The 19,385-nt window shown below is 64.3% G+C and carries 16 protein-coding genes; 8 read left to right on the forward strand and 8 right to left on the reverse strand.

The window, feature by feature from the left end; translation table 11 throughout:
- Positions 1–37 precede the first annotated feature (37 nt).
- From J3485_RS27010 to folE, 3 genes are all read left to right on the forward strand, one after another.
- The gene (locus J3485_RS27010; protein ID WP_206952492.1) at positions 38–1,030 is read left to right on the forward strand and encodes an IS5 family transposase; all 993 of its coding nucleotides are present in this window, start codon (positions 38–40) and stop codon (positions 1,028–1,030) included.
- Positions 1,031–1,283: 253 nt separating this feature from the next.
- Positions 1,284–1,532 (forward strand): hypothetical protein, encoded by a 249-nt coding sequence (locus J3485_RS27015; protein WP_206957433.1) that lies wholly within the window; start codon positions 1,284–1,286, stop codon positions 1,530–1,532.
- A gap of 116 nt (positions 1,533–1,648) precedes the next feature.
- Entirely contained in the window at positions 1,649–2,323 is a 675-nt protein-coding gene (gene folE / locus J3485_RS27020; protein WP_242538947.1) for a GTP cyclohydrolase I FolE, read from the forward strand.
- 93 nt (positions 2,324–2,416) lie between these two features.
- Here folE and J3485_RS27025 read toward each other — a convergent pair whose 3' ends face one another.
- The 4 genes from J3485_RS27025 to J3485_RS27040 all read right to left on the reverse strand — a co-directional run bounded on the left by J3485_RS27025 (position 2,417) and on the right by J3485_RS27040 (position 5,653).
- Positions 2,417–3,379, reverse strand: a complete 963-nt coding sequence (locus J3485_RS27025) for a DMT family transporter (protein ID WP_206957435.1) — start codon at positions 3,377–3,379, stop codon at positions 2,417–2,419.
- A gap of 145 nt (positions 3,380–3,524) precedes the next feature.
- Positions 3,525–4,358 carry an AraC family transcriptional regulator gene (locus J3485_RS27030; protein ID WP_206957437.1) on the reverse strand — a complete coding sequence of 278 codons (834 nt, stop codon included), beginning with the start codon at positions 4,356–4,358 and terminating at the stop codon, positions 3,525–3,527.
- The gene (gene epsC, locus J3485_RS27035; protein WP_206957439.1) at positions 4,355–5,302 is read right to left on the reverse strand and encodes a serine O-acetyltransferase EpsC; all 948 of its coding nucleotides are present in this window, start codon (positions 5,300–5,302) and stop codon (positions 4,355–4,357) included. Before epsC ends, J3485_RS27030 begins: the two co-directional genes overlap by 4 nt.
- Positions 5,303–5,416: 114 nt before the next feature.
- Positions 5,417–5,653, reverse strand: a complete 237-nt coding sequence (locus J3485_RS27040) for a hypothetical protein (protein ID WP_206957447.1) — start codon at positions 5,651–5,653, stop codon at positions 5,417–5,419.
- Between the two features lie 395 nt (positions 5,654–6,048).
- Here J3485_RS27040 and J3485_RS27045 point away from each other — a divergent pair, with 395 nt between their 5' ends.
- The gene (locus tag J3485_RS27045; RefSeq protein WP_206957449.1) at positions 6,049–6,525 is read left to right on the forward strand and encodes a hypothetical protein; all 477 of its coding nucleotides are present in this window, start codon (positions 6,049–6,051) and stop codon (positions 6,523–6,525) included.
- A 55-nt stretch (positions 6,526–6,580) separates the two neighbouring features.
- A complete protein-coding gene (locus J3485_RS27050) occupies positions 6,581–7,183 on the forward strand; it encodes a short chain dehydrogenase (RefSeq protein ID WP_206957451.1) in 603 nt (200 codons plus the stop codon).
- A gap of 13 nt (positions 7,184–7,196) precedes the next feature.
- Here J3485_RS27050 and J3485_RS27055 read toward each other — a convergent pair whose 3' ends face one another.
- Both J3485_RS27055 and J3485_RS27060 read right to left on the reverse strand, forming a co-directional pair.
- Entirely contained in the window at positions 7,197–8,777 is a 1,581-nt protein-coding gene (locus tag J3485_RS27055; RefSeq protein WP_206958431.1) for an aldehyde dehydrogenase (NADP(+)), read from the reverse strand.
- A 426-nt stretch (positions 8,778–9,203) separates the two neighbouring features.
- Positions 9,204–10,502 carry an Nramp family divalent metal transporter gene (locus J3485_RS27060; RefSeq protein ID WP_206957460.1) on the reverse strand — a complete coding sequence of 433 codons (1,299 nt, stop codon included), beginning with the start codon at positions 10,500–10,502 and terminating at the stop codon, positions 9,204–9,206.
- A gap of 373 nt (positions 10,503–10,875) precedes the next feature.
- Here J3485_RS27060 and J3485_RS27065 point away from each other — a divergent pair, with 373 nt between their 5' ends.
- From J3485_RS27065 to bluB, 3 genes are all read left to right on the forward strand, one after another.
- Positions 10,876–11,400, forward strand: coding sequence for a c-type cytochrome (locus J3485_RS27065; protein WP_374192470.1), 525 nt, complete (start codon positions 10,876–10,878; stop codon positions 11,398–11,400).
- 163 nt (positions 11,401–11,563) lie between these two features.
- A complete protein-coding gene (locus tag J3485_RS27070) occupies positions 11,564–12,862 on the forward strand; it encodes a cobyrinic acid a,c-diamide synthase CobB (protein ID WP_206957462.1) in 1,299 nt (432 codons plus the stop codon).
- The gene (gene bluB / locus J3485_RS27075; RefSeq protein WP_206957472.1) at positions 12,846–13,520 is read left to right on the forward strand and encodes a 5,6-dimethylbenzimidazole synthase; all 675 of its coding nucleotides are present in this window, start codon (positions 12,846–12,848) and stop codon (positions 13,518–13,520) included. Before J3485_RS27070 ends, bluB begins: the two co-directional genes overlap by 17 nt.
- A 15-nt stretch (positions 13,521–13,535) precedes the next feature.
- Here the strand turns inward: bluB and J3485_RS27080 are convergent, their stop codons facing one another.
- Positions 13,536–13,781: an H-NS family nucleoid-associated regulatory protein gene (locus J3485_RS27080; RefSeq protein WP_206957474.1), complete on the reverse strand. Its 246-nt coding sequence runs from the start codon at positions 13,779–13,781 to the stop codon at positions 13,536–13,538.
- Between the two features lie 618 nt (positions 13,782–14,399).
- The gene (locus tag J3485_RS27085) at positions 14,400–18,845 is read right to left on the reverse strand and encodes a response regulator (RefSeq protein WP_206957476.1); all 4,446 of its coding nucleotides are present in this window, start codon (positions 18,843–18,845) and stop codon (positions 14,400–14,402) included.
- Positions 18,846–19,385 lie beyond the last annotated feature (540 nt).

Consider the following 19,385-nt stretch of genomic DNA (forward strand, 5'->3'; position numbering starts at 1 on the left):
CGTTGTAGAAAGAGGCACGCGGAACGGATCCCTGAACATGAAGCGACAGATCGGTTTTGCAGAAGCGGAAAGCCGTGGCGCGAAGCGCGTAACCAAGCGGCAACGCTTTCTGGCGGAGATGGACAAGCTTGTCCCATGGCCACGTTTGCTGTCGGCGATCGAGCCGTACTACCCGAAGGGCAAGCGAGGCCGACCGCCGATTGGCTTGGAACGTATGCTGAGGATCTACTTCCTGCAACAGTGGTACGGGCTGTCGGACGAAGGGTTGGAAGACGCGCTGTACGACAGCATTGCGATGCGTGCGTTTGCCGGCATCGATCTGGCGGTCGAGGACGTGCCGGATGCGACGACGCTGTTGAAGTTCCGCCGCCTGCTGGTCGAGCATGACTTGACGCGCAAGCTGTTCGACGAGATCGGCATTTCGCTGTGCGAACGCGGGTTGCTGATGAAGGAAGGCACCTTGGTGGATGCGACGATTATTGAGGCGCCACCGTCGACCAAGAATGCCGAGAACAGCCGTGATCCTGAGATGCATCAAACGAAGAAGGGCAATCAGTGGCACTTCGGCATGAAAGCGCACATCGGCGTCGATGCCGACTCGGGTCTGGTGCACAGCCTGGTGGGTACATCGGCCAACGTAACGGACGTATCGCAAGCGCACGCTCTGTTGCACGGGCACGAGCGGGAAGCGTTTGGTGATGCTGGCTACACGGGCGTTGAAAAGCGCGACGAGATGCGCGGCAAAGCGGTGCAATGGCGCGTGGCTGTCAAGCGCGGAAAGATTAAGGCAATGCGAGACGGGGCGCTGAAGGATTTGCTGATCCAGGTGGAGCGAACCAAAGCGCAAATTCGCGCCCGGGTCGAGCATCCGTTTCATGTCGTCAAGAATTTGTTCCGCCACCGCAAGGTCCGCTATAAAGGCCTAGCCAAGAACACGGCGCAACTGTTCAGCCTCTTCGCCTTGGCCAATCTGGTGATCGCAAAGAGCCAGTTGAACTCGATACATGGGCAAAGTCCGTCATGTGTATGAAAAACGCGAGCGATCGGCCCGCATTCGAGCAAAACTCAGCCCGATCGCAACGAAATTCGTTCGCCGTTCTGACACTTGCAAACTGACTCGTGCAAAACGCCGCCGGCGAACTCATTGATCAGCGTTTCCCTAGGTGCGGGAGTGGCGTACTCTTTTTCCCAAGCCAGTGCGTAGCCTCTGACGGAACCCAAGCGCCCAAGCGCCGGTACCCGTCGACGGCCTCGCCACGGGCTCTGGCTCCGAGGAGGCTCCGATGACCGCACCGGTTCGCACGGGCACCCATATCGAAGGGATTCATTGGGTTGCCGAATATCTCGAAGGCACGCATGAAATTCGCGTGCTGCGCGAGGGTTTCGAAGTGGGCTTGTACGACGCGCCGCCCAGCCTGTTCGGCGAAGAAGCCGAAGCCGGCTCGAAAAGCGTCGCCGATCACCGTGCGCTCGAAGCCGCGCTACGCGCGTACTTGATGCGCTTCGTCGCCGAACACGACGCCGAAGAGTAGCTGCGGCACGCGGCAACGCCGGCCGCGCAACATCGTTTCAGTTCTGCAGCGCAAATCGTGAAACAATGGCCCCCATTTCGAAGAGCCCCGCAAGCGAAGCAGACGAGGAGCAAACGATGAAGGAAGGATCCCGAGCGAAGAAAGCCGGCCAGGCGAGCCAACGCGGCAAACGAGCCGGCGCCTCGGCCGTGGCGCCGGTGCGGCCATCGCGCAGCGAAGCGGAAGACGCGGTGCGCGTGCTGCTGCGCTGGGCCGGCGACGATCCCGCACGCGAAGGCCTGCTCGATACGCCCGGGCGCGTCGTGCGCGCCTATGAAGAATTCTTCGAAGGCTACTCGCACGATCCGCGCGAGATTCTCGCCCGGACGTTTTCGGAGGTGGACGGCTACGACGAAATGGTCGTGCTCAAGGACATCCGCTTCGAAAGCTATTGCGAGCATCACATGGTGCCGATCATCGGCCGCGCGCACGTGGCTTATCTGCCCGATCATCGCGTCGTCGGCATCTCGAAGCTCGCGCGGCTCGTCGACGCATTCGCGAAGCGCCTCCAGATTCAAGAGAAGATGACGGTGCAGATCGCCGATACGCTCAACGAAATCTTGCAGCCCAAAGGCGTCGGCGTGATCCTCGAAGCCGCCCATCAGTGCATCACGACACGTGGCGTGCACAAGCCCGGTGTGCAAATGGTGACCTCGCGCATGCTCGGCTCGTTCCGCGACGATCCGTCGACTCGACGCGAGTTCTTGGCTATCGTCGGCAGTTCGGGCGGGCTGGGCATCCCGAACGCCTGAACGACGCGCGCTGCCGTATGAACGCATGCGGCAGTCATTTCGCTCGATCGTCAGGACTCCTTATCGTTATTGCTATCGTTTTGCTTCGGACTCCTAATCGATACGCAAACGATGTACCGTGACCGACGAGGCGTTGGCGTCGCGCCTCCTTGCCCCCTCGCACGCGATGAGCAACACGGCGCCGAGCACGCACGCCATCGCCCCCCATTGCGCCACACCGATCGTCTCGTGCAGCACGGCCGCGGCGAATATGGCCGCCGAAATCGGCACGAACGCCGTCAACGCGCTGGCCTGCGCACCGGCGATACGCGCGGCACCCGCGAACCAAAGCATGAATCCGCCGACGGTCGGCACGAGCGCGTAGTACACGACGCCTTCGATGGCCGTCGGATCGTACGCCATTGTCCAGGGCCGTTCGAGGAGCGCGGGGATGAACGACAGGGCAAGGCCGATACCCGACATCAGCGTCGACATCTGCAACGGCGAAACGGGTGTCCGCAAACGCTTGTTGAGCAAGATGAACAGCGCTTCGCAAAGGACGGCCAAGAGAACGAAGACATTGCCGAGCAGCATCGATGCAGAGGCAGAGGCGGGGGCGGAAACGCCAGCCGGCTCGCTTGCGCCGGCCGTGTGCAGCGTACATACGGCTACGCCCAACGTCGCCAGCGCGACGGCGCCGATCGTGAGCATCCCCGGCCGTTCGCGCAAGGCAACAACGGCGACCAGCGCCGCCACGGCCGGCAAGCTGCCCGCGATCACGCCGGCATCGGTTGCCGACGTCAGCCGCATGCCGCTCAACAACAGCACCGTATAACCCATGCTGCCGGCAGCGGATTGCAAGAGAAGCAGCAGCGCCTCGCGTCGGCTGACGCGCGGCCAAGCTTCGCCTGTCAGTTGCATCGCCAGCACGAACAGAGGGAAGGCAATCGCAAACCGCAGCGCCGTTGCAGCGAAAGGCGGCAGCCCATGCGCAATCAGCTTGCTCGCCACCACGGTGCTGCCCACGCCGATCATCGCCAGCGTGCAAAAGAGATAGCCGGTCAAACGCGAATTCATCGTGTCGCTCCCATCGTTAAAAGGATGCGACGCAGCCTAGAGAGTCCGGCGAAAACGGTCTTGAATGAAATTGCAGCGAGCCGCACGGCATGCGTGGGCGTGAGTGCGGACGTGGGCGGCGAAACGAGAAGCGATCGTCGGGCGGCTAGCGGACGGCGCCGGCGTAATGCGCCGGCGTTACACCAAAGGCGCGCACGAACGCGCGTGTCATATGGCTTTGATCGGCGAAGCCGGCATCGGCTGCGGCATCGGCAAGCGGCCTGCCTTGCGCGATCAAGCGGCGGGCGAGTGCAATGCGGCGTTGAATCAAATAGGCGTGAGGCGGCAGCCCCGTCTCGCGCGCGAAGCCGCGCAAAAGCTGAAATCGGCTCAGCCCGGCCTCGGCCGCCAGGCCGGCCAGCGTAACGGGTTCATGCGGATCGTCGTCGATCCGTGCTTTCGCGCGCCGAATCGAAGTGCTCGCACCGTCGAGCGCCGCTCGCACCGGGGCGCGCAGCCGCACGGTCGTATGCCCGCCCACCAATTGCATCATCAGGCCATACAGCAACGCCTCGCGCGTCAATGCGTCGGCTGCGTCGACAGCGCCTATCACCGCGGCGAATGCACGTTCGAAGCACGCGGCCAAAGCGTGGTCATGCAACACCGGCTGCTCGAGCTCAACCGATGTCGGCGCTGGCGCACCGAGTTCGCACGCAACGTCATAGACGAGCGCGGGCTCGAGGTAGAGCATGCGCCAGGCCCGGCCGCGCTCGTCGAACGGGCTGCCGTCATGCACCTCGCCGGGATTGACGGTGATGACGTCGCCGGCTCGCGCTTGGACGGGACCGCGGCCGCTCGCCGAACGTTGCGCGCCGCGCCGGACGACCCCGACGCCGAACGTATCGTGCGAGTGGCGGCCGAACGATCGCGCCGTGTCGGCCGCCGTGGCCTGCACGCCGGCAACGGCACAACGATGCATGACGACGCGCCCGCGATTCATCGGCGCGTGCGCCCCCGCGCGTCTGGGTTTTCGTCGCCGCGTCCGCCTTCGCGCACGCTACCTTGCGACACGCTCGCGCCGGGCGCCACGCTGTGCGTGAGCCACACGTTGCCGCCGATGACGGCGCCGCGTCCGATCGTCACGCGCCCGAGAATCGTCGCGCCGGCATAGATGACGACGTCGTCTTCGACGATCGGATGCCGTGCGTGCCCCTTGACGAGCGTACCGTCGGCATCGGCCGGAAAGCTCTTGGCACCGAGCGTCACCGCCTGATAAAGCCGCACGCGCTCACCGATGATCGCCGTCTCACCGATGACGACGCCGGTGCCGTGGTCGATGAAAAAGCTCGGGCCGATCTGTGCGCCGGGGTGAATGTCGATCCCCGTGGCCGAATGCGCGATCTCGTTGATGAACCGCGCGAGCAGCGGCACGCCTAGAAGATGCAGCGCGTGGGCGAGCCGGTGATGCATGATCGCGAGCACGCCGGGATAGCACAGCAAGATTTCGGTGACGTGCTGTGCGGCCGGATCGCCGGCATGCGCGGCCCGGATGTCGCTTGCAAGAATCGCGCGGATACCGGGCAACGCTGCCCCGAACGCGCGCGTAATCTCGAACGCGCGCGCTTCGAGTTCAGGCTCGAGCGTCTCGGCGTGCTCCGGCAGAAAGCGCAATGCGCGGCGCACTTGCTCGTACAACACCCGCAATGCGCTTTCGAGCGTGTGGCCGACGTAGTAATCGACGCTTTCGTCGGTCAAATCCGGTGCGCCATAGTGAGTCGGAAACATCACGGCACGCAGGGCCTCGACGACGCCGACGATCGCCGCGCGCGACGGCAGCTCTCGAATGCCTTGCGGATGGCGCGTTCGATGCAGATCCTCGCGCGACGCGCGCAACTCGGCCACGATTCGATCGAGGCCCCAATGGTGGGAAGGCGGGTTCGGCATGATGATGAAAACGGCGGCGAGGCGGCTGCTGGAGTCGGCGATCCGAAGAGATTACCGCGTTTTCGGTGAGGGTGTTCGAGCGCTCGGGATAGGGCAAATACGGGCGCGCGCGAGCTACACAGTCAGGCTGCTCACGTCGATCCAGCGAACGGCCCAGTCACGCGCATGCGCGATCGCCGCGGCTTCGTCGGTGAAACGCAGCTCATTGGGGAAAAAGCGATTCGCGACGAGCTCGCCGTCGCTCGAGCGCGAGATCACGACGTACGGCTGATACGTGCCGTCTCCGGACCGCGCGGGCGCGCAATTGAGCAAATATCCGCGATGCGTGAATGCGGCGTCGGGGTGATGCATGAGTCACCTGCCTCCCTGAATACGCTTGCTGCGTCGTCGTGCGATGCGTCGCGCAGCCGCGAGAGCAAGCGCCTGACTGCGTTTTCACTACGGGCGCCGGCTTGCAGGATTCGAATCATACTCTGTAGGAAACGCCGGTTCTATCGAAAAAATTGCAGTTTTTTGACTGCTCGAGTCATAACGGCCGCTGCGCCATGTCGCACCGAGGCCGGAACGGCTCTTGCAGCGACGATGCCGTGCGCGCAAATGCGACCATCCGGCACGATCGTGCGCCGGGGCTCGTGCGACGCTTGAAGTTGCTTCAGGCTGCGCTACGATAAAGGAACGTCTGCGCATGCTCGATGCTTTTGGGTCGAAGACAAAAAAATCATGCGCACTCACCTTGCGAGCGGACTATGAGCGCGAGCCATCCGAGCCATCAGTTACCCGGCGCCACTCCACGGCGCGTACGCCATCCGCTCGCGCCACGCCGCGCACCGCTCGAACCCGGCGCGGCCAGACGGTTTTCGATCGCGCTCGCCTGTCTCGGCGTCAGCTACGCGCTCGCTTGGATCGAGCTTCCGCTCGGGCAGATCGCACCCACGTCGACAGACGGCGCGATATCACTGTCGTCAACGCTCGCGGCCGCGCTGACGGCACGCGTGATCGTCGGCCTGCTCTACGCATTCGTCGCGCTGCGCCGCCCCTGGGCACGCTGGATCACGGTCGTGCTCTGCTTCGCGTCGGTCGCGTTCGTGGGACCGTTGCTACCGGTCGAATGGCGCATCTTTCCGCTCGGCGCCCTCGTGACCGGTCTCGGGCTCGCAGGCAAACTGATCGCGGCCGTCTTGCTCACACTCCCGCTGCGCACCCGGAGCGACACGCGTCCATAATGCGCGTAGACGCGGCGCGAGGCGCAGCGCATTCTTCCTTTCCTGAGGAGCCGGAATGAAAATCGTCGTGATCGGGGCGAGCGGCACGCTCGGCCAAGCCGTTTGCGCAGAGCTGAAGCAACGTCATGAGGTGATCGAAGTGGGCGCGACGCGCGGCGACTATCACGTCGACGCAACGAACTTGCCGAGCGTGGAGCGTCTGTTCCACGAGATCGGTCGCGTCGACGCAGTCGTTACCACGATCGGCAAGGTGCATTTCGGGCCATTTCACGAAATGACGGCCGACCAGTTCTGGATCGGCCTGCGCGACAAGCTGATGGGCCAAGTCAACGTGGTGCTGGCCGCCCAGCACCACGTCAACGACGGCGGCTCATTCACACTGACAAGCGGCATTCTGGCCGAGGAGCCGATCCGCGAGGGCATCAACGCGACCACCGTGAACCTCGCGCTCGAAGGGTTCGTGCGCGGCGCGGCGATCGAACTGCCACGCGCGCTGCGCATCAACCTCGTCAGCCCAACCGTCCTCGAAGAATCGCTCGACGTCTACGCCCCGTATTTTCGCGGATTCGAAGGCGTCAGCGCGCGCCGCGCCGCGCTTGCGTTCTGCAAAAGCGTGGAAGGCGCGCAGACGGGCCGCGTCTATCGCGTGGGAGATTGATTTCTCCCTCCGCTCAGCGACGCTCGAACGTGCCGTCGCGCAGGCGCCAGAGGTTCAACGGGTTGTCGTCCTGCACGGCCTGCGGCAACAATTCGGCCGTCAAATCCTGATAACAGACGGGCCGCAAGAACCGATCGATCGCGAGCGAGCCCACGGACGTCGAGCGCGGATCGGACGTGGCCGGAAACGGGCCGCCGTGCACCATCGCATGCGCCACTTCGACGCCCGTCGGGAACCCGTTCGCTAGAATGCGGCCGGCCTTGCGCTCGAGCGTCGGCAACAGCTTGCGCGCAAGCTCGACGTCGTCGCGCTCCATCTGCAGCGTCACCGTCAACTGGCCTTCCACATGCTCGGCCAATTCGATCATTTCGTCGACGTTCGCACAGGTCACGACGAGCGAGGTCGGCCCGAAGATTTCGTCTTCGAGCGGCGGCTCGGCCAGGAAACGCGGCTGCGTCGTCGCGAACAACTCGGGTAGCGCCGCATGCTGAGCGTCGCTGCTCGCGCCGTGGCCGACACGCGTCACGCCCTCGACGCCCGCACGCCGCTTCACGCCGTCGCGGTAAGCGCTCGCGATACCGGCCGTCAGCATCGTTTGCGCGCCCTTCTTCTCGAGCGCCTTCGAGGCGGCATCGACGAACGCTTGCCGATGCGGACCGTCGAGTACGACGACGAGCCCCGGATTCGTGCAGAACTGTCCGACGCCGAGCGTCAGCGAGTCGACGAAGCCGTTCGCGATTGCTTCGGCACGCGTTGCCAGCGCGCCGGGCAACACGAAGCACGGATTGATGCTGCTCATCTCGGCATAGACCGGGATCGGTTCGCGGCGTCGAGCGGCGATGTTCATCAGCGCAACACCGCCGCCGCGTGAACCCGTGAAGCCGACCGCCTTGATGGCGGGATGGGCGACGAGCGCTTCGCCGACGGCATTGCCGACTCCGATCACCAGCGCGAACACGCCGGCCGGCAAGCCGCACTCGGCCACCGCCTCTTGGATCGCCCGGCCCACGAGCTCCGAGGTGCCCAGATGCGCCGGGTGCGCCTTGACGACGATGGGGCAGCCGGCTGCCAACGCCGATGCGGAGTCGCCGCCCGCCACCGAAAACGCGAGCGGAAAATTGCTCGCGCCGAACACGGCCACGGGGCCGACCGGGATCATCTGCAGACGCAGGTCGGAACGCGGCAGCGGCTTGCGCTCGGGCATGGCCGAATCGAGCGTCGCGCCGAGCCAGCGGCCGTCGCGCACGAGCTGCGCGAATAATTTGAGTTGGCCGATCGTGCGCGCGCGCTCGCCTTCGAGGCGCGCCTTCGGCAGTGCCGATTCGGCTTGCGCCCGCTCGATGAGCGCGTCGCCGAGCGCCATGATGCGCTCGCCGATCGCCTCCAGCAGACGCGCACGCGTCTCTAGCGGCGCTTGGCGGAACGGATCGAACGCCGCTTGCGCCAGCTTGCAGGCGCGATCGACGTCGCCGGCATCGCCAGCGCCGAAGGCGGGCTCGATTTCCGCGTTCTTGGCCGGGTCGAACGCGCGCAACGTGCCTGCGCTACCGCGCACCGAGCCGCCGCCGATCAGCATGTCTCCCGTGATCTGCATCATCAAGTTCTCCAATTGAGCCGGCTCGCTGTCCGGCAGTAGTCGCAATAGCGATGACGGGCCAAGCCACGTCGGAGCCTTTGATCTTCGCACGAATCCTGATTTCGCGACGCAGGTCGGCTGCGATGCCCACATGGTGGAACAAGTCGCTCCCGAAAACACTCACCTTGGCCCGCCTCACTGCCATGCGGTGAGGTGCTAGACGGCGGAACGACTCACCGCACATCGCCTGCAACGCGCCTTTCATGCGCCGTGCAGGTGCATAACCGCGTCTGTGCGCGCGATGTCTCGCCAGAATGGCATTTGGCGTGAGGCAAGAAGAGCGTATCGACCTCACCGCCCGTGCAATCCCGAAAACACTCACCTTTGCGCAGAGGATGGCGGCTGCCGCGACCGAAGAGGCACCGGCCTGCGGGACCGCCGACGTTAGAAAGACGGCCAGGTCTGCGCAAGCAGCACGATATTCATCGCCACGACGACGACGAATACGACGAGGGTCAGCAGCACCATAGCTGGGCCCAGACGATGATCGCCCATAACGGCGCGGCTGCTCGCAAAGCCGATCAGGGCGAGCATCGGCACCGGCACGGCAAAGCTCAGGACGACTTGGCTCAGCACCAGCGCCCGCGTCACGCCGCACCCCAGCGCAACCACGACGAAGCTGGGCACCATCGTCACCAGGCGCCGCAGCCACAACGGCAGCGATACGCCGAGGAAATCCTGCATGATCATCTGCCCCGCCATCGTGCCGACGACCGAGCTCGAAATACCCGACGCCATCAACGAAGTCAAAAAGAGCCCCGCTGCCATCGACCCGAACAGCGGCGTCAAGGTACGGTAGGCCGCACTGATTTCCGTCACCTCACGATGCCCGCCGTGAAACGCACCGCATGCCATGACGACCATACCCATATTCACGAGCCCGGCGACGGTCAGCGCGATGATCACCTCGGCGTTCGCATAGCGGACGAGCTTGGCGCGCTCGTCCTCGGTGCGCGGGACGATGCGCTCGCCGGTCAGGCCCGAATGCAGGAAGAGCGCGTGCGGCATGATGGTCGCGCCGACGATGCCCGCGCATACGACGAGCGCTTCGCGATCGGGCAGCAACGGGACGAACATGCCACGCAGCACCGGCCGCCACGGCGTGGACACGAAGACGAGTTGTGCAACGTAGGCGACGGCGATGAGGCCGACGAGCGCGCCGATCGCGAGTTCGATGGGACGAAAGCCGCGCCTTTGCAGCGACAACAATGCCCAGGTGAGGACCGCCGTGATCGCCATGCCGACGATGAGCGGTATCCGCGCAAGCAGCGAAAACCCGATCGCGCCGCCGAGGAATTCGGCAAGATCCGTCGCCATCGCCGCAATCTCGCTCACGACCCACATCGCAAGCACCACGGGCGGCGATAGCCTGCGCGCGCACAGCTTGGCCAAACTCAGCCCGGTCGCGACGCCGAGCCGCGCCGAGACGGCCTGGAACAACATCGCCGCGCCATTGGCGAACAGCACGACCCATAGCAACGCGTAGCCATAGCCGGCGCCTGCCTGCAAGTTCGTCGCCAGATTGCCGGGGTCCATGTAGGCCACCGACACGACCACGGCCGGGCCGGCGAACGGCAACAGCAAACGCGCGCCGCGCCGGCGCCCGGCGAGCGCTTCGTGAACTTGCGACGTCGTGCGCGCGCTCAAACTGCGTTCGCGTTCCGACACCGGCGTGTCGTTCATAGAATGAGCCTCGCTCGGAGACGAATAACGAATAACGGATGACGGGCACCGCGCCGACCGCTCGGCGAGCGGCGTATGTCCGAACACTCGTCCAATACACGTCAAGTTTGGCAGTGTTTTACGACTTCGGCAGTACCCCAGCGGATTCGATACGCCGTGCGCACAATAGGAATGGAACCTGCTGCCTGCAAGGCGTTCGCCTCATGGATCCGTACCGCCGCGGGAAGAGAGCGCCCGCGTTGCGCCGCATCGCCTTGCAAAGGCCGTGCCGTATTGGTGTTACGTCGTATTGAGTTGGCTGCCGATCTATGCGGTCATCTATGTTGCGCCCGTGTTCGTGGCGGGGATGGTCCTACTGCGGGGAATAAACGCGATGAAAAAGCCACCGCGTATGGCAACCGATCTGCTCCTGCTGACTTTGCCTGCCGTCCTCGCCATCGCGATGGGCAGCGCGCGACACCACGCGGCTCCCGCGGCACAGGTGCGCGCCCCCGCCGACGCAGCGTTGCTCGCGCGCGGCAAGAATGTTGCCGAAGCAGCCCACTGCGCGAGATGCCATACGGCCCCGAACGGCGGTGCGCCGTTTGCCGGCGGGCTCCGCATGGTTTCGCCGCTCGGCCCCGTCGAGGCGAGCAACATCACGCCCGATCCGCGCTACGGCATCGGCCGTTACACCTACGAGGATTTCGATCGCGCCGTACGGCGCGGCGTCGCACCCGGCGGCAAGGTGCTCAATCCCGCGATGCCTTACCCCGAGTTCTCGAAGATGTCGGATAACGACTTGCGCGCCCTCTACGCCTATCTGATGCAACGCGTCGCACCCGTCGCCAAGCCGACTGAGCCGCCCGAGCCGACCGACGTCGCATCCTCGCAGCACCCGCCGCCGTACCCGTCTTAATTCGCACTCCTAACGACATTGCCAAGCGTGCGCGCGATGCCGAGCCGCTTTACACTGCGCGTATCGTCATCATCGCCCACGCAAGCACCCGTCCCATGCCCCATCCCTCATCGTCGATTCCGTCATCTTCGGCCCGGTTCTCACCTACGGCCGCCCGCTGACCATGCCGTCGTGTCCTGCGCTCTTCATCGGCGCCGCTGCATCGGGCCAAGGCAAGACCACCGTCACGGCCGCGCTCGCGCGAGCCCATCGTCGTCGCGGCTTGCGCGTGCGCGTCTTCAAGATCGGCCCGGATTTTCTCGATCCGACGATTCTCGAACGCGCGAGCGGCGCGCCCGTCGATTCGCTCGATCTTTGGATGGTGGGGGAAACGCTCTGTCGTCAGTTGCTGGCCGACGCAGCGCGCGAAGCCGATCTCATCCTCGTCGAAGGCATGATGGGACTATTCGACGGCACCCCGAGCGGCGCCGATTTGGCTTTGCGCTTCGGGCTGCCCGTCGCCGTCGTCATCGATGCGCAAGCGATGGCTCAAACCTTCGGTGCCATCGCGCTGGGCTTGGCGAGCTTCAATCCATCGCTCGCGTTTCACGGCGTCTTCGCCAATCGCGTCGGGTCCGAATACCATGCGCGGCTGCTCGAGGACGCATTGCCGACAAGCGTGCGCTGGCTCGGCCATGTGCCCGGCACCCCGGATATCGCACTGCCCGAGCGGCATCTGGGCTTGCATACCGCCAACGAGATCGACGATCTCGATGCGCGCCTCGAGCGCGCCGCCGATGCGCTCGAGGCGACCGCGCTCGCGCGGCTACCGCCCGCGGCCGACTTCGACACGCCGCCTCGCTCACCGCTGCCTCGCCTACTCGACGGCCTGCACATCGCGGTCGCGCACGATGCCGCGTTCTCCTTCGTGTATCCCGCCAACCTGCGCTTGCTGACCTCCCTCGGCGCGCGCGTGAGCACGTTCTCGCCGCTCGCTGACGAACCGTTACCTACCGCAACGGATGCCGTCTACTTGCCGGGCGGCTATCCCGAGCTGCATGCGTCCGCGCTCGCACGACACACGCGCACCGCCAGTGCGATCCGCGCGCATGCCGCGGCGGGCCGCCCGCTCTTCGCCGAATGCGGAGGCATGCTTTATCTGCTCGAGAGCCTGACCGACAGCGCCGGCGAAACGATGCCGATGCTCGGCCTGCTGCCCGGACACGCCGCGCTCGGCAAACAGTTGGCGGCGCTCGGCATGCAAGCGATCCACGGCGCGCAAGGCGAAATGCGCGGCCACACGTTTCACTACTCGCACGTCGAAACCCCGCTGGCCCCGATCTTGACGGCACGGCGTGCTCAATCGGAGACGCCTGGCGAACCGATGTACCGCTCAGGCGCAATCGTCGCCTCGTACCTCCACGGCTATTGGCCGTCCAACCCGGCTTTTATGGCAGCAATATTTCATGGCGATGCAATTTGACGACGCGCAGCGCGCAGCCGTATACCGCGCGATTTACGAACGCCGCGACATGCGGCACTTCGTGCGAGGGTCCGTCGATGCAGCCGTCCTCGCGCGCTTGATCGACGCGGCGCACCACGCGCCGAGCGTCGGCTTCATGCAGCCATGGCGCATCATTCGTATTACCGATGCGGCGCTGCGCACAGCCTTGCACGGCGCGGTGGAGCAAGAACGTATGCGCACGGCGGAAGCGCTAGGCGAACGGCACGACGAATTCATGCGGCTGAAGGTGGAAGGCATGCTCGAATGCGGCGAGCTGCTCGTGATGGCGTTGATGGACGGCCGCGAAAAACACGTCTTCGGGCGACGCACGCTGCCCGAGATGGATCTAGCGTCAGTCGCATGCGCGATTCAGAACCTGTGGCTCGCGGCACGCGCCGAGGGCCTCGGCATGGGATGGGTATCGCTCTTCGATGTCGATGAGGTGCGTACGCTGATGCGCATGCCGCCTGGCGCGAAGCCGATTGCGATTCTATGTCTCGGGCATGTCGAAGCCTTTTACCCGAAGCCGATGCTCGAGCTCGAGCAATGGGCCAAGCGAATGCCGATCGGCGAATGCGTCTTCGAGAATTATTGGCCGACTGACCAGACAACCGCTAAAACGTCCGAGGCCGAATGAAGCGTGGCGTGCGCGTCAGCTTTCGCAGCGGAAGAAATCCATTTGCTGGCCCGCTGCCACGGCGCGGCGCAGCCAATCGGGCGGATCCCCGTACCCATCCCACGTGTTGCCCATCGCATCGCGATAAAGTATGGGCCGCTCCGCCTGCTTATCGGCGGAAATCGATTCGGCGACGGCTTCCACGGTAATGCCGTACTCGTCCATGCGGCGTCGCAGCCAGCGAATCAACCGTTCGCGAGCCTCGCCTTCAAGCTGTTCCATCGATGATTCCGGTTATGGTTGATGCGAGGGTGGCTAAATCCCCCGGTTGACCCGAGCCGAATCATACTCGACTCGCGGCCGAAAGGTGGCAGCCGTCCGCAGGCGCGGACCGTGGAGGCAGCGCACGAGGGTTTTTCAAGCGGTGTCGGCTTGAATTATCGATACAAAATCGGCAAAAAGCAAAACCGACAAAAAGCCCGTGTCTCCGGCTACGTGCACAGACCGTTCCAGCGCCGTTCGATTAATCACCCGCGCCCGTGCGTCACTCGAGGGAAAATGCATTGATAGATGCCCCCGTAAACACTCACCTTTCGATGGGTTAACGCCGGTCACGCCTATCGACGCAAGATCGGCACGGAACCGATTGGAGGTCAATGAACGTGAGCATAATGCCGCTCCTCGCAGCCCGAATCGCCTGACCGGCCGGGAATTTGAGCGCAGCATCGATGCGAATCGTACGTCGGCGCAAGGTGAGTGTTTTCGGGAGGCGACGCGCCGATTTGGGCGCTCGACATGCAACGCGATACGTACTCCCGAATTCCCTCACCTTTGAATCTTTGAACCGATCGGGACTGCCGGCTATGCCGGCGTCTCGTCGAAACAGGAGTGAGGACCGCTTCAAATCGACGGTATTTGCTTGGCCGATTTCTCGGCGACAGCCGGTGCCGAACGTTCCTCGATGGCCGCACGCGACGCCCCCGCCGCGAGGCGCGCGGCCATCGCGGCGTTCATCGCTTCTTCGATGCGCTCCTTGTTGTACGGCTTGCGCAGCAGCATCGCACCCGCGAGCGCCTGATGATCGCTGTCGTCGGGTAGTGCGTCGTAGCCCGTCGCAAATATCACGCGCAAGCCCGGCTGCAGCGCGATCGCACGCATGGCCAGCTCGTCGCCCGACAAATCGGGCAGCGCGATATCGGTGACGATGACGTCGAACGCCCGCTCACTGAGCAGCCGCAACGCGTCGGTCGCATCGCCGGCTTCGGTGACGACATGCCCGAGGTAGGCGAGCATGTCGGCCGTCGTGAAGCGAACCATTGCGTCGTCATCGACGAGCAGCACGCGCGCCGTCAATTGCGAAGCGTCAGGCAACACCTCGCGTTCGAGCAACTGCGGCGGCAGACTCGGCGCTGGGGCCGGCACGCTCACGCCGCGCACCTGATTGCGCAGCACATGCCGTATCTTGCGGGCCATCGCCTCTCGGCTGTACGGCTTGCTGAGCAAATCCACGCCATCGTCGAGACGGCCGCCGTGCACGATCGCATTATCGGTATAGCCGGAGGTAAACAGCACGGCAACGTTCGGCAGACGTTCGCGCGCCTTGCGGGCAAGCTCGGGACTGCCGAGCGGGCCCGGCATGACGACGTCGGTGAACAATAGATCGATCGGCACGCCGCTCTCGACGATAGCGAGCGCGCTCTGAGCGTCCTTCGCCCGCAGAACGCGATAGCCGAGTTCCGAGAGCAAATCCACGACGGTGCCGCGCACGTCTTCGTCATCCTCGACGACGAGCACCGTTTCGCTACCGCCCGTGATCGGTCCCGTTTCGATATCGGTCTCGATGTCTTCCGGCTGGCGCGCGCGCGGTAAATAGATGCGCACCGTCGTGCCGTGCCCCACCTCGCTGTAGATCTTGATGTGTCCGCCCGATTGCTTGACGAAGCCGTACACCATGCTCAGCCCGAGACCGGTCCCTTGTCCTTCGGGCTTGGTCGTATAGAACGGCTCGAAGACGCGCTCGAGCAATTCGGGGGGAATACCGCACCCCGTATCGGTCACGGCCACCATCACGTATTGCCCGGCCATCACGTCGCCGTGACGTGCGACGTAGGTTTCGTCGAGGAACGCATTGCCCGCCTCGATCGTGAGCTTGCCTTGCCCTTGCATGGCATCGCGCGCGTTGATCGCGAGGTTCAACAACGCGTTTTCGACCTGGACGGTATCGACGAACGTATTCCAAAGGCCGCCTGTGACGAGCGTTTCGATTTCGACGCCCTCGCCCAACGAGCGGCGCAGCATATCGTCGATGCCGCGAATCAGCCGGCCGAGATTGACGCTCTTCGGTGAAAGCGGTTGCCGGCGGCCGAAGGCGAGCAGTTGCGAGGCAAGCCGCGAACCGCGCGACGTCGCCGCGATCGCGGTCTGCAAGCGCTGCTCCGCGCGCAGATTGCCGGCCACGTCACGGCTCAGCAATTGCAGATTGCCGGCGATCACCTGCAGCACGTTATTGAAATCGTGCGCGACACCGCCGGTCATCTTGCCGATCGCCTCCATCTTTTGCGCCTGCCTCAGTTGCGCTTCGGTGTGCAAGCGCTCCGCGATCGCCGAAGCCACGCGCCGCTCGAGCACCACGTTCGTCTCCCGCAAGATTCGTTCGGCCTCCTTACGATGCGTGATATCGATGATCGAGCCGATGTAGCCGAGAAACGCGCCGTCGTCGCTGAAGCGCGGTGCGGCCGCGCTCAGTGCCCAGCGATAGACGCCGTCCGCGCGGCGCACGCGGCACTCGGCGCTGAACGCTTCGCCGGTCGTGTTGGCCGACAAGAACGAATCTTCGTACTGCTTACGATCGTCGGCATGCAACGCATTCCATGCGCCTGCGCCCAATGCCTCGTCCAACGACTGCCCGGTGAACTCGCACCAGAGCCGATTGAGGTAAGTCAACGAGCCGGTGGGATCGCTGACCCACATCATCACCGGTGCATGGTTCGCCATGTTTCGAAAGCGCGCCTCGCTCTCGAGCAACTCGCGCGTCGCATCGCGCCGCAAGCGCGCCATTTCGAGATTCGCATTGACGCGCGCCATGAGCTCGCGCGCGGAGAAAGGCTTCGTCAAATAATCGTCGGCACCCGATTCGAGCCCTTCGACACGCGCCTCTTCACCCGCCCGCGCGGACAACATGACGACGGGCAAGTGCTGCAATTGCGCGTCGCCGCGAATCTCGCGCAATAGACCGAAGCCGTCGAGCCCGGGCATCATGACGTCGGTCAATATGAGATCGGGCTCGCGCCTGCGGATCGCTTCCAATGCCGCGCAGCCGTCCCGTACCGTCTCCACGTCCCAGCGGCTCCTCAGCAAGCGGCCGATGTAATCGCGCATGTCGGCGTTGTCGTCGGCAACGAGCACGCGCGCGCCCATCGTGCCTCGACCAAACGACCACTCGGGCATCTCGTCGGCGCGATCGACCGGCACGTCGTCGCTATCGATCTCGCCCACATCGCCGTGCGGCAGCCAACGCAGCGCCTCTTCCACGTAAGCGTCGGCACGCCCCGATCTCGGCGACGACGCGCGCGTGGAACCGACGCGCTCGGGCGGCAGATGGGCGTATCCGAGCGGCAGCCGCAGCTTGAACGTCGTGCCGCGTCCGACCTTGCTGTCGACGCCAATGGTGCCGCCGTGCAGTTTGACGAGCTCATGAACCAGCGCGAGCCCAATGCCGGATCCTTCGAACGAGCGGCTGCGCTGCCCTTCGACACGATGAAACCGTTCGAACAAGCGCGGCAACTCACGCGGCGGAATGCCCACGCCGGTATCGCGCACGATGACTTCGGCAGCCGTTCCGTCGTCGGACAGACGCGTCGCCACGCCGATCTCCCCTTCGAACGTAAATTTGAACGCATTCGACAACAGGTTCAGGATGACCTTTTCCCACATGTCGCGGTCGACGTAGACGGGTTGCGGCAACGGCTCGCATTCGATCGACAACGCGAGTTGCGCGCGTTCGGTCGCCGATTCGAAGTTCGACGCGAATTCGGCGGTTAGCTTGGCAAGATCGGTCGGCTCGAACGTCGCAACGACTCGCCCGGCCTCGATGCGCGAAAAATCGAGCAACGAGTTGACGAGCTTGAGCAGACGCAGCCCGTTGCGATGTGCCGTCGCGAGGCGCTCCCGCTGCGACGGCGCGAGCGCCGCCTCCGTCGCGTCGCCGAGCGCGTCCTCGAGCGGGCCGAGCATCAGCGTGAGCGGAGTACGAAATTCGTGACTGACATTCGAGAAGAACGCGGTCTTGGTGCGGTCGATCTCGGCCAATGCTTCCGCGCGCCGACGCTCTTCCTCATACGCCTGCGCGTGGGTGACGGCCGCGCTGATTTGACCGGCGACGAGACCGAGGAAGCTGCGATAGTTTTCGTCGAACAACCGAAACGGATTCAAACCGACGACGAGCGCCCCGGCGCGCCCCGCGTCGCCCGAAAGCACGATCGGCACCACGACGCCTTGTTTTGGCGGCTCGTCCCACGGACCCATCGGCAGTTGCGAAGTCACGCGAGCGCGCAGATCCGACACGACGACGGGGCAATGGCTACGCAGCGCTTCGTGCACCGGCCACAGTCCCGCTGCGTCGAACGAAATGCTGGATGGCGCTGCTTCGTGCGCCGCGTCGATGCCTGAGGCACCCACGAGTTTGACAGCCGTATCGCCAGGTTCGGCCAGATAGAGCATCGCGAAGGGCAGATCGCGTGCTTCACGGCCGAGCGCACGGATGCTGTACTCGCTCGCCTCCTGCCAATTGCGCGCGTTGGCCGTCCCTGCGGCGAGATCGCGCAACAGCGCGAGCTGTCGCTCCCCGATCACGCGCTGCGTATCGTCGGTGTTGGCGCAGATGATGCCGCCGATGCTGCCGTCATCGTTGGGAATCGGACTGTACGAGAACGTGTAATAGGTCTCTTCGGGATAGCCGTTGCGTTCCATGATGAGGTGCTGCGCTTCGACATAAGTCGCCTCCCCTCCGCTCATCGCAAGCGCGAGCATCTCGCCGATGTCGCTCCAGATCTCGTGCCAGACCTCCGCCGTCGGCCGCCCCAGTGCCCACGGGTGCTTGCCGCCGATGATCGATTGATAGGCATCGTTGTAGAAATAGACCAGCGAAGCGCCCCAGCCGATCCACATCGGCTGGCGAGAATTGAGGATGATGCGCAGCGCGAGCTTCAGATTCTGAGGCCAGCTTTCGGGGTCGCCGAGCGGCGTGGAGCGCCAATCATGAGCGCGAATGAGCCGGCCCAGTTCGCCGCCCCCGGACAAGAAATCTTTTCGCTCGCGGTTGGGCAATATGCTTCGTGCGTCGCTCATTGGGTGTCCCTATTCCGATTCACAGCAAAGATATGCTCGCGGCGCGCAAAAACCAACACGCGTGCGGACGCAACGCGTGTCGATTCGTAACCGGTGGAGCGCGTCGAGACACGTTCCTGCACGGGAAAATTTACCGTGCAAGCAGGGCGTCGGGAAGTTAGACCGACTGCCATCGAACAGGCAGCCGAAACGCGTTGCCGAGTTCATGTGACTCACTGCTCCTCAGGGTCGCCCTCCAAAGCGGCGACACAAATGCCCGATCGGACAAACACGCACGGCTCGTGCCATTGCGGGTACGGAGCGATGTCGATGCAGGCAGAGTCCTTGCGCTAAGCTGGTTCGCCCAGACTCGCGCGCCGCACCGCCGCCGCGCGACGCGCCTTGGCACGGACCCACGGCCGTGTTGTCGATGGCTGTCGGGCTGAAGTATTGAATACACAACGGTGAAAGAACCGTTTCTTTTTTTCATTTCCTGCAGCAAAACCGCGCAACAGTGCCAACCTGAAATGGCCGACAAGACATGCGAAGGCCGCGCATGAT

The sequence above is a fragment of the Trinickia acidisoli genome (assembly GCF_017315725.1).
Taxonomy (GTDB): domain Bacteria; phylum Pseudomonadota; class Gammaproteobacteria; order Burkholderiales; family Burkholderiaceae; genus Trinickia; species Trinickia acidisoli.

Excerpts from the sequence above, each read along its gene's own strand:
- J3485_RS27040 (WP_206957447.1), bottom strand. The coding sequence starts at position 5,653 with ATGCATCACCCCGACGCCGCATTCACGCATCGCGGATATTTGCTCAAT.
- folE (WP_242538947.1), top strand. The coding sequence starts at position 1,649 with ATGAAGGAAGGATCCCGAGCGAAGAAAGCCGGCCAGGCGAGCCAACGC.
- epsC (WP_206957439.1), bottom strand. The coding sequence starts at position 5,302 with ATGCCGAACCCGCCTTCCCACCATTGGGGCCTCGATCGAATCGTGGCC.
- bluB (WP_206957472.1), top strand. The coding sequence starts at position 12,846 with ATGGCGATGCAATTTGACGACGCGCAGCGCGCAGCCGTATACCGCGCG.
- J3485_RS27070 (WP_206957462.1), top strand. The coding sequence starts at position 11,564 with ATGCCGTCGTGTCCTGCGCTCTTCATCGGCGCCGCTGCATCGGGCCAA.
- J3485_RS27050 (WP_206957451.1), top strand. The coding sequence starts at position 6,581 with ATGAAAATCGTCGTGATCGGGGCGAGCGGCACGCTCGGCCAAGCCGTT.
- J3485_RS27080 (WP_206957474.1), bottom strand. The coding sequence starts at position 13,781 with ATGGAACAGCTTGAAGGCGAGGCTCGCGAACGGTTGATTCGCTGGCTG.
- J3485_RS27045 (WP_206957449.1), top strand. The coding sequence starts at position 6,049 with ATGAGCGCGAGCCATCCGAGCCATCAGTTACCCGGCGCCACTCCACGG.
- J3485_RS27065 (WP_374192470.1), top strand. The coding sequence starts at position 10,876 with ATGAAAAAGCCACCGCGTATGGCAACCGATCTGCTCCTGCTGACTTTG.
- J3485_RS27055 (WP_206958431.1), bottom strand. The coding sequence starts at position 8,777 with ATGCAGATCACGGGAGACATGCTGATCGGCGGCGGCTCGGTGCGCGGT.
- J3485_RS27025 (WP_206957435.1), bottom strand. The coding sequence starts at position 3,379 with ATGAATTCGCGTTTGACCGGCTATCTCTTTTGCACGCTGGCGATGATC.
- J3485_RS27015 (WP_206957433.1), top strand. The coding sequence starts at position 1,284 with ATGACCGCACCGGTTCGCACGGGCACCCATATCGAAGGGATTCATTGG.
- J3485_RS27060 (WP_206957460.1), bottom strand. The coding sequence starts at position 10,502 with ATGAACGACACGCCGGTGTCGGAACGCGAACGCAGTTTGAGCGCGCGC.
- J3485_RS27085 (WP_206957476.1), bottom strand. The coding sequence starts at position 18,845 with ATGAGCGACGCACGAAGCATATTGCCCAACCGCGAGCGAAAAGATTTC.
- J3485_RS27010 (WP_206952492.1), top strand. The coding sequence starts at position 38 with ATGAAGCGACAGATCGGTTTTGCAGAAGCGGAAAGCCGTGGCGCGAAG.
- J3485_RS27030 (WP_206957437.1), bottom strand. The coding sequence starts at position 4,358 with ATGAATCGCGGGCGCGTCGTCATGCATCGTTGTGCCGTTGCCGGCGTG.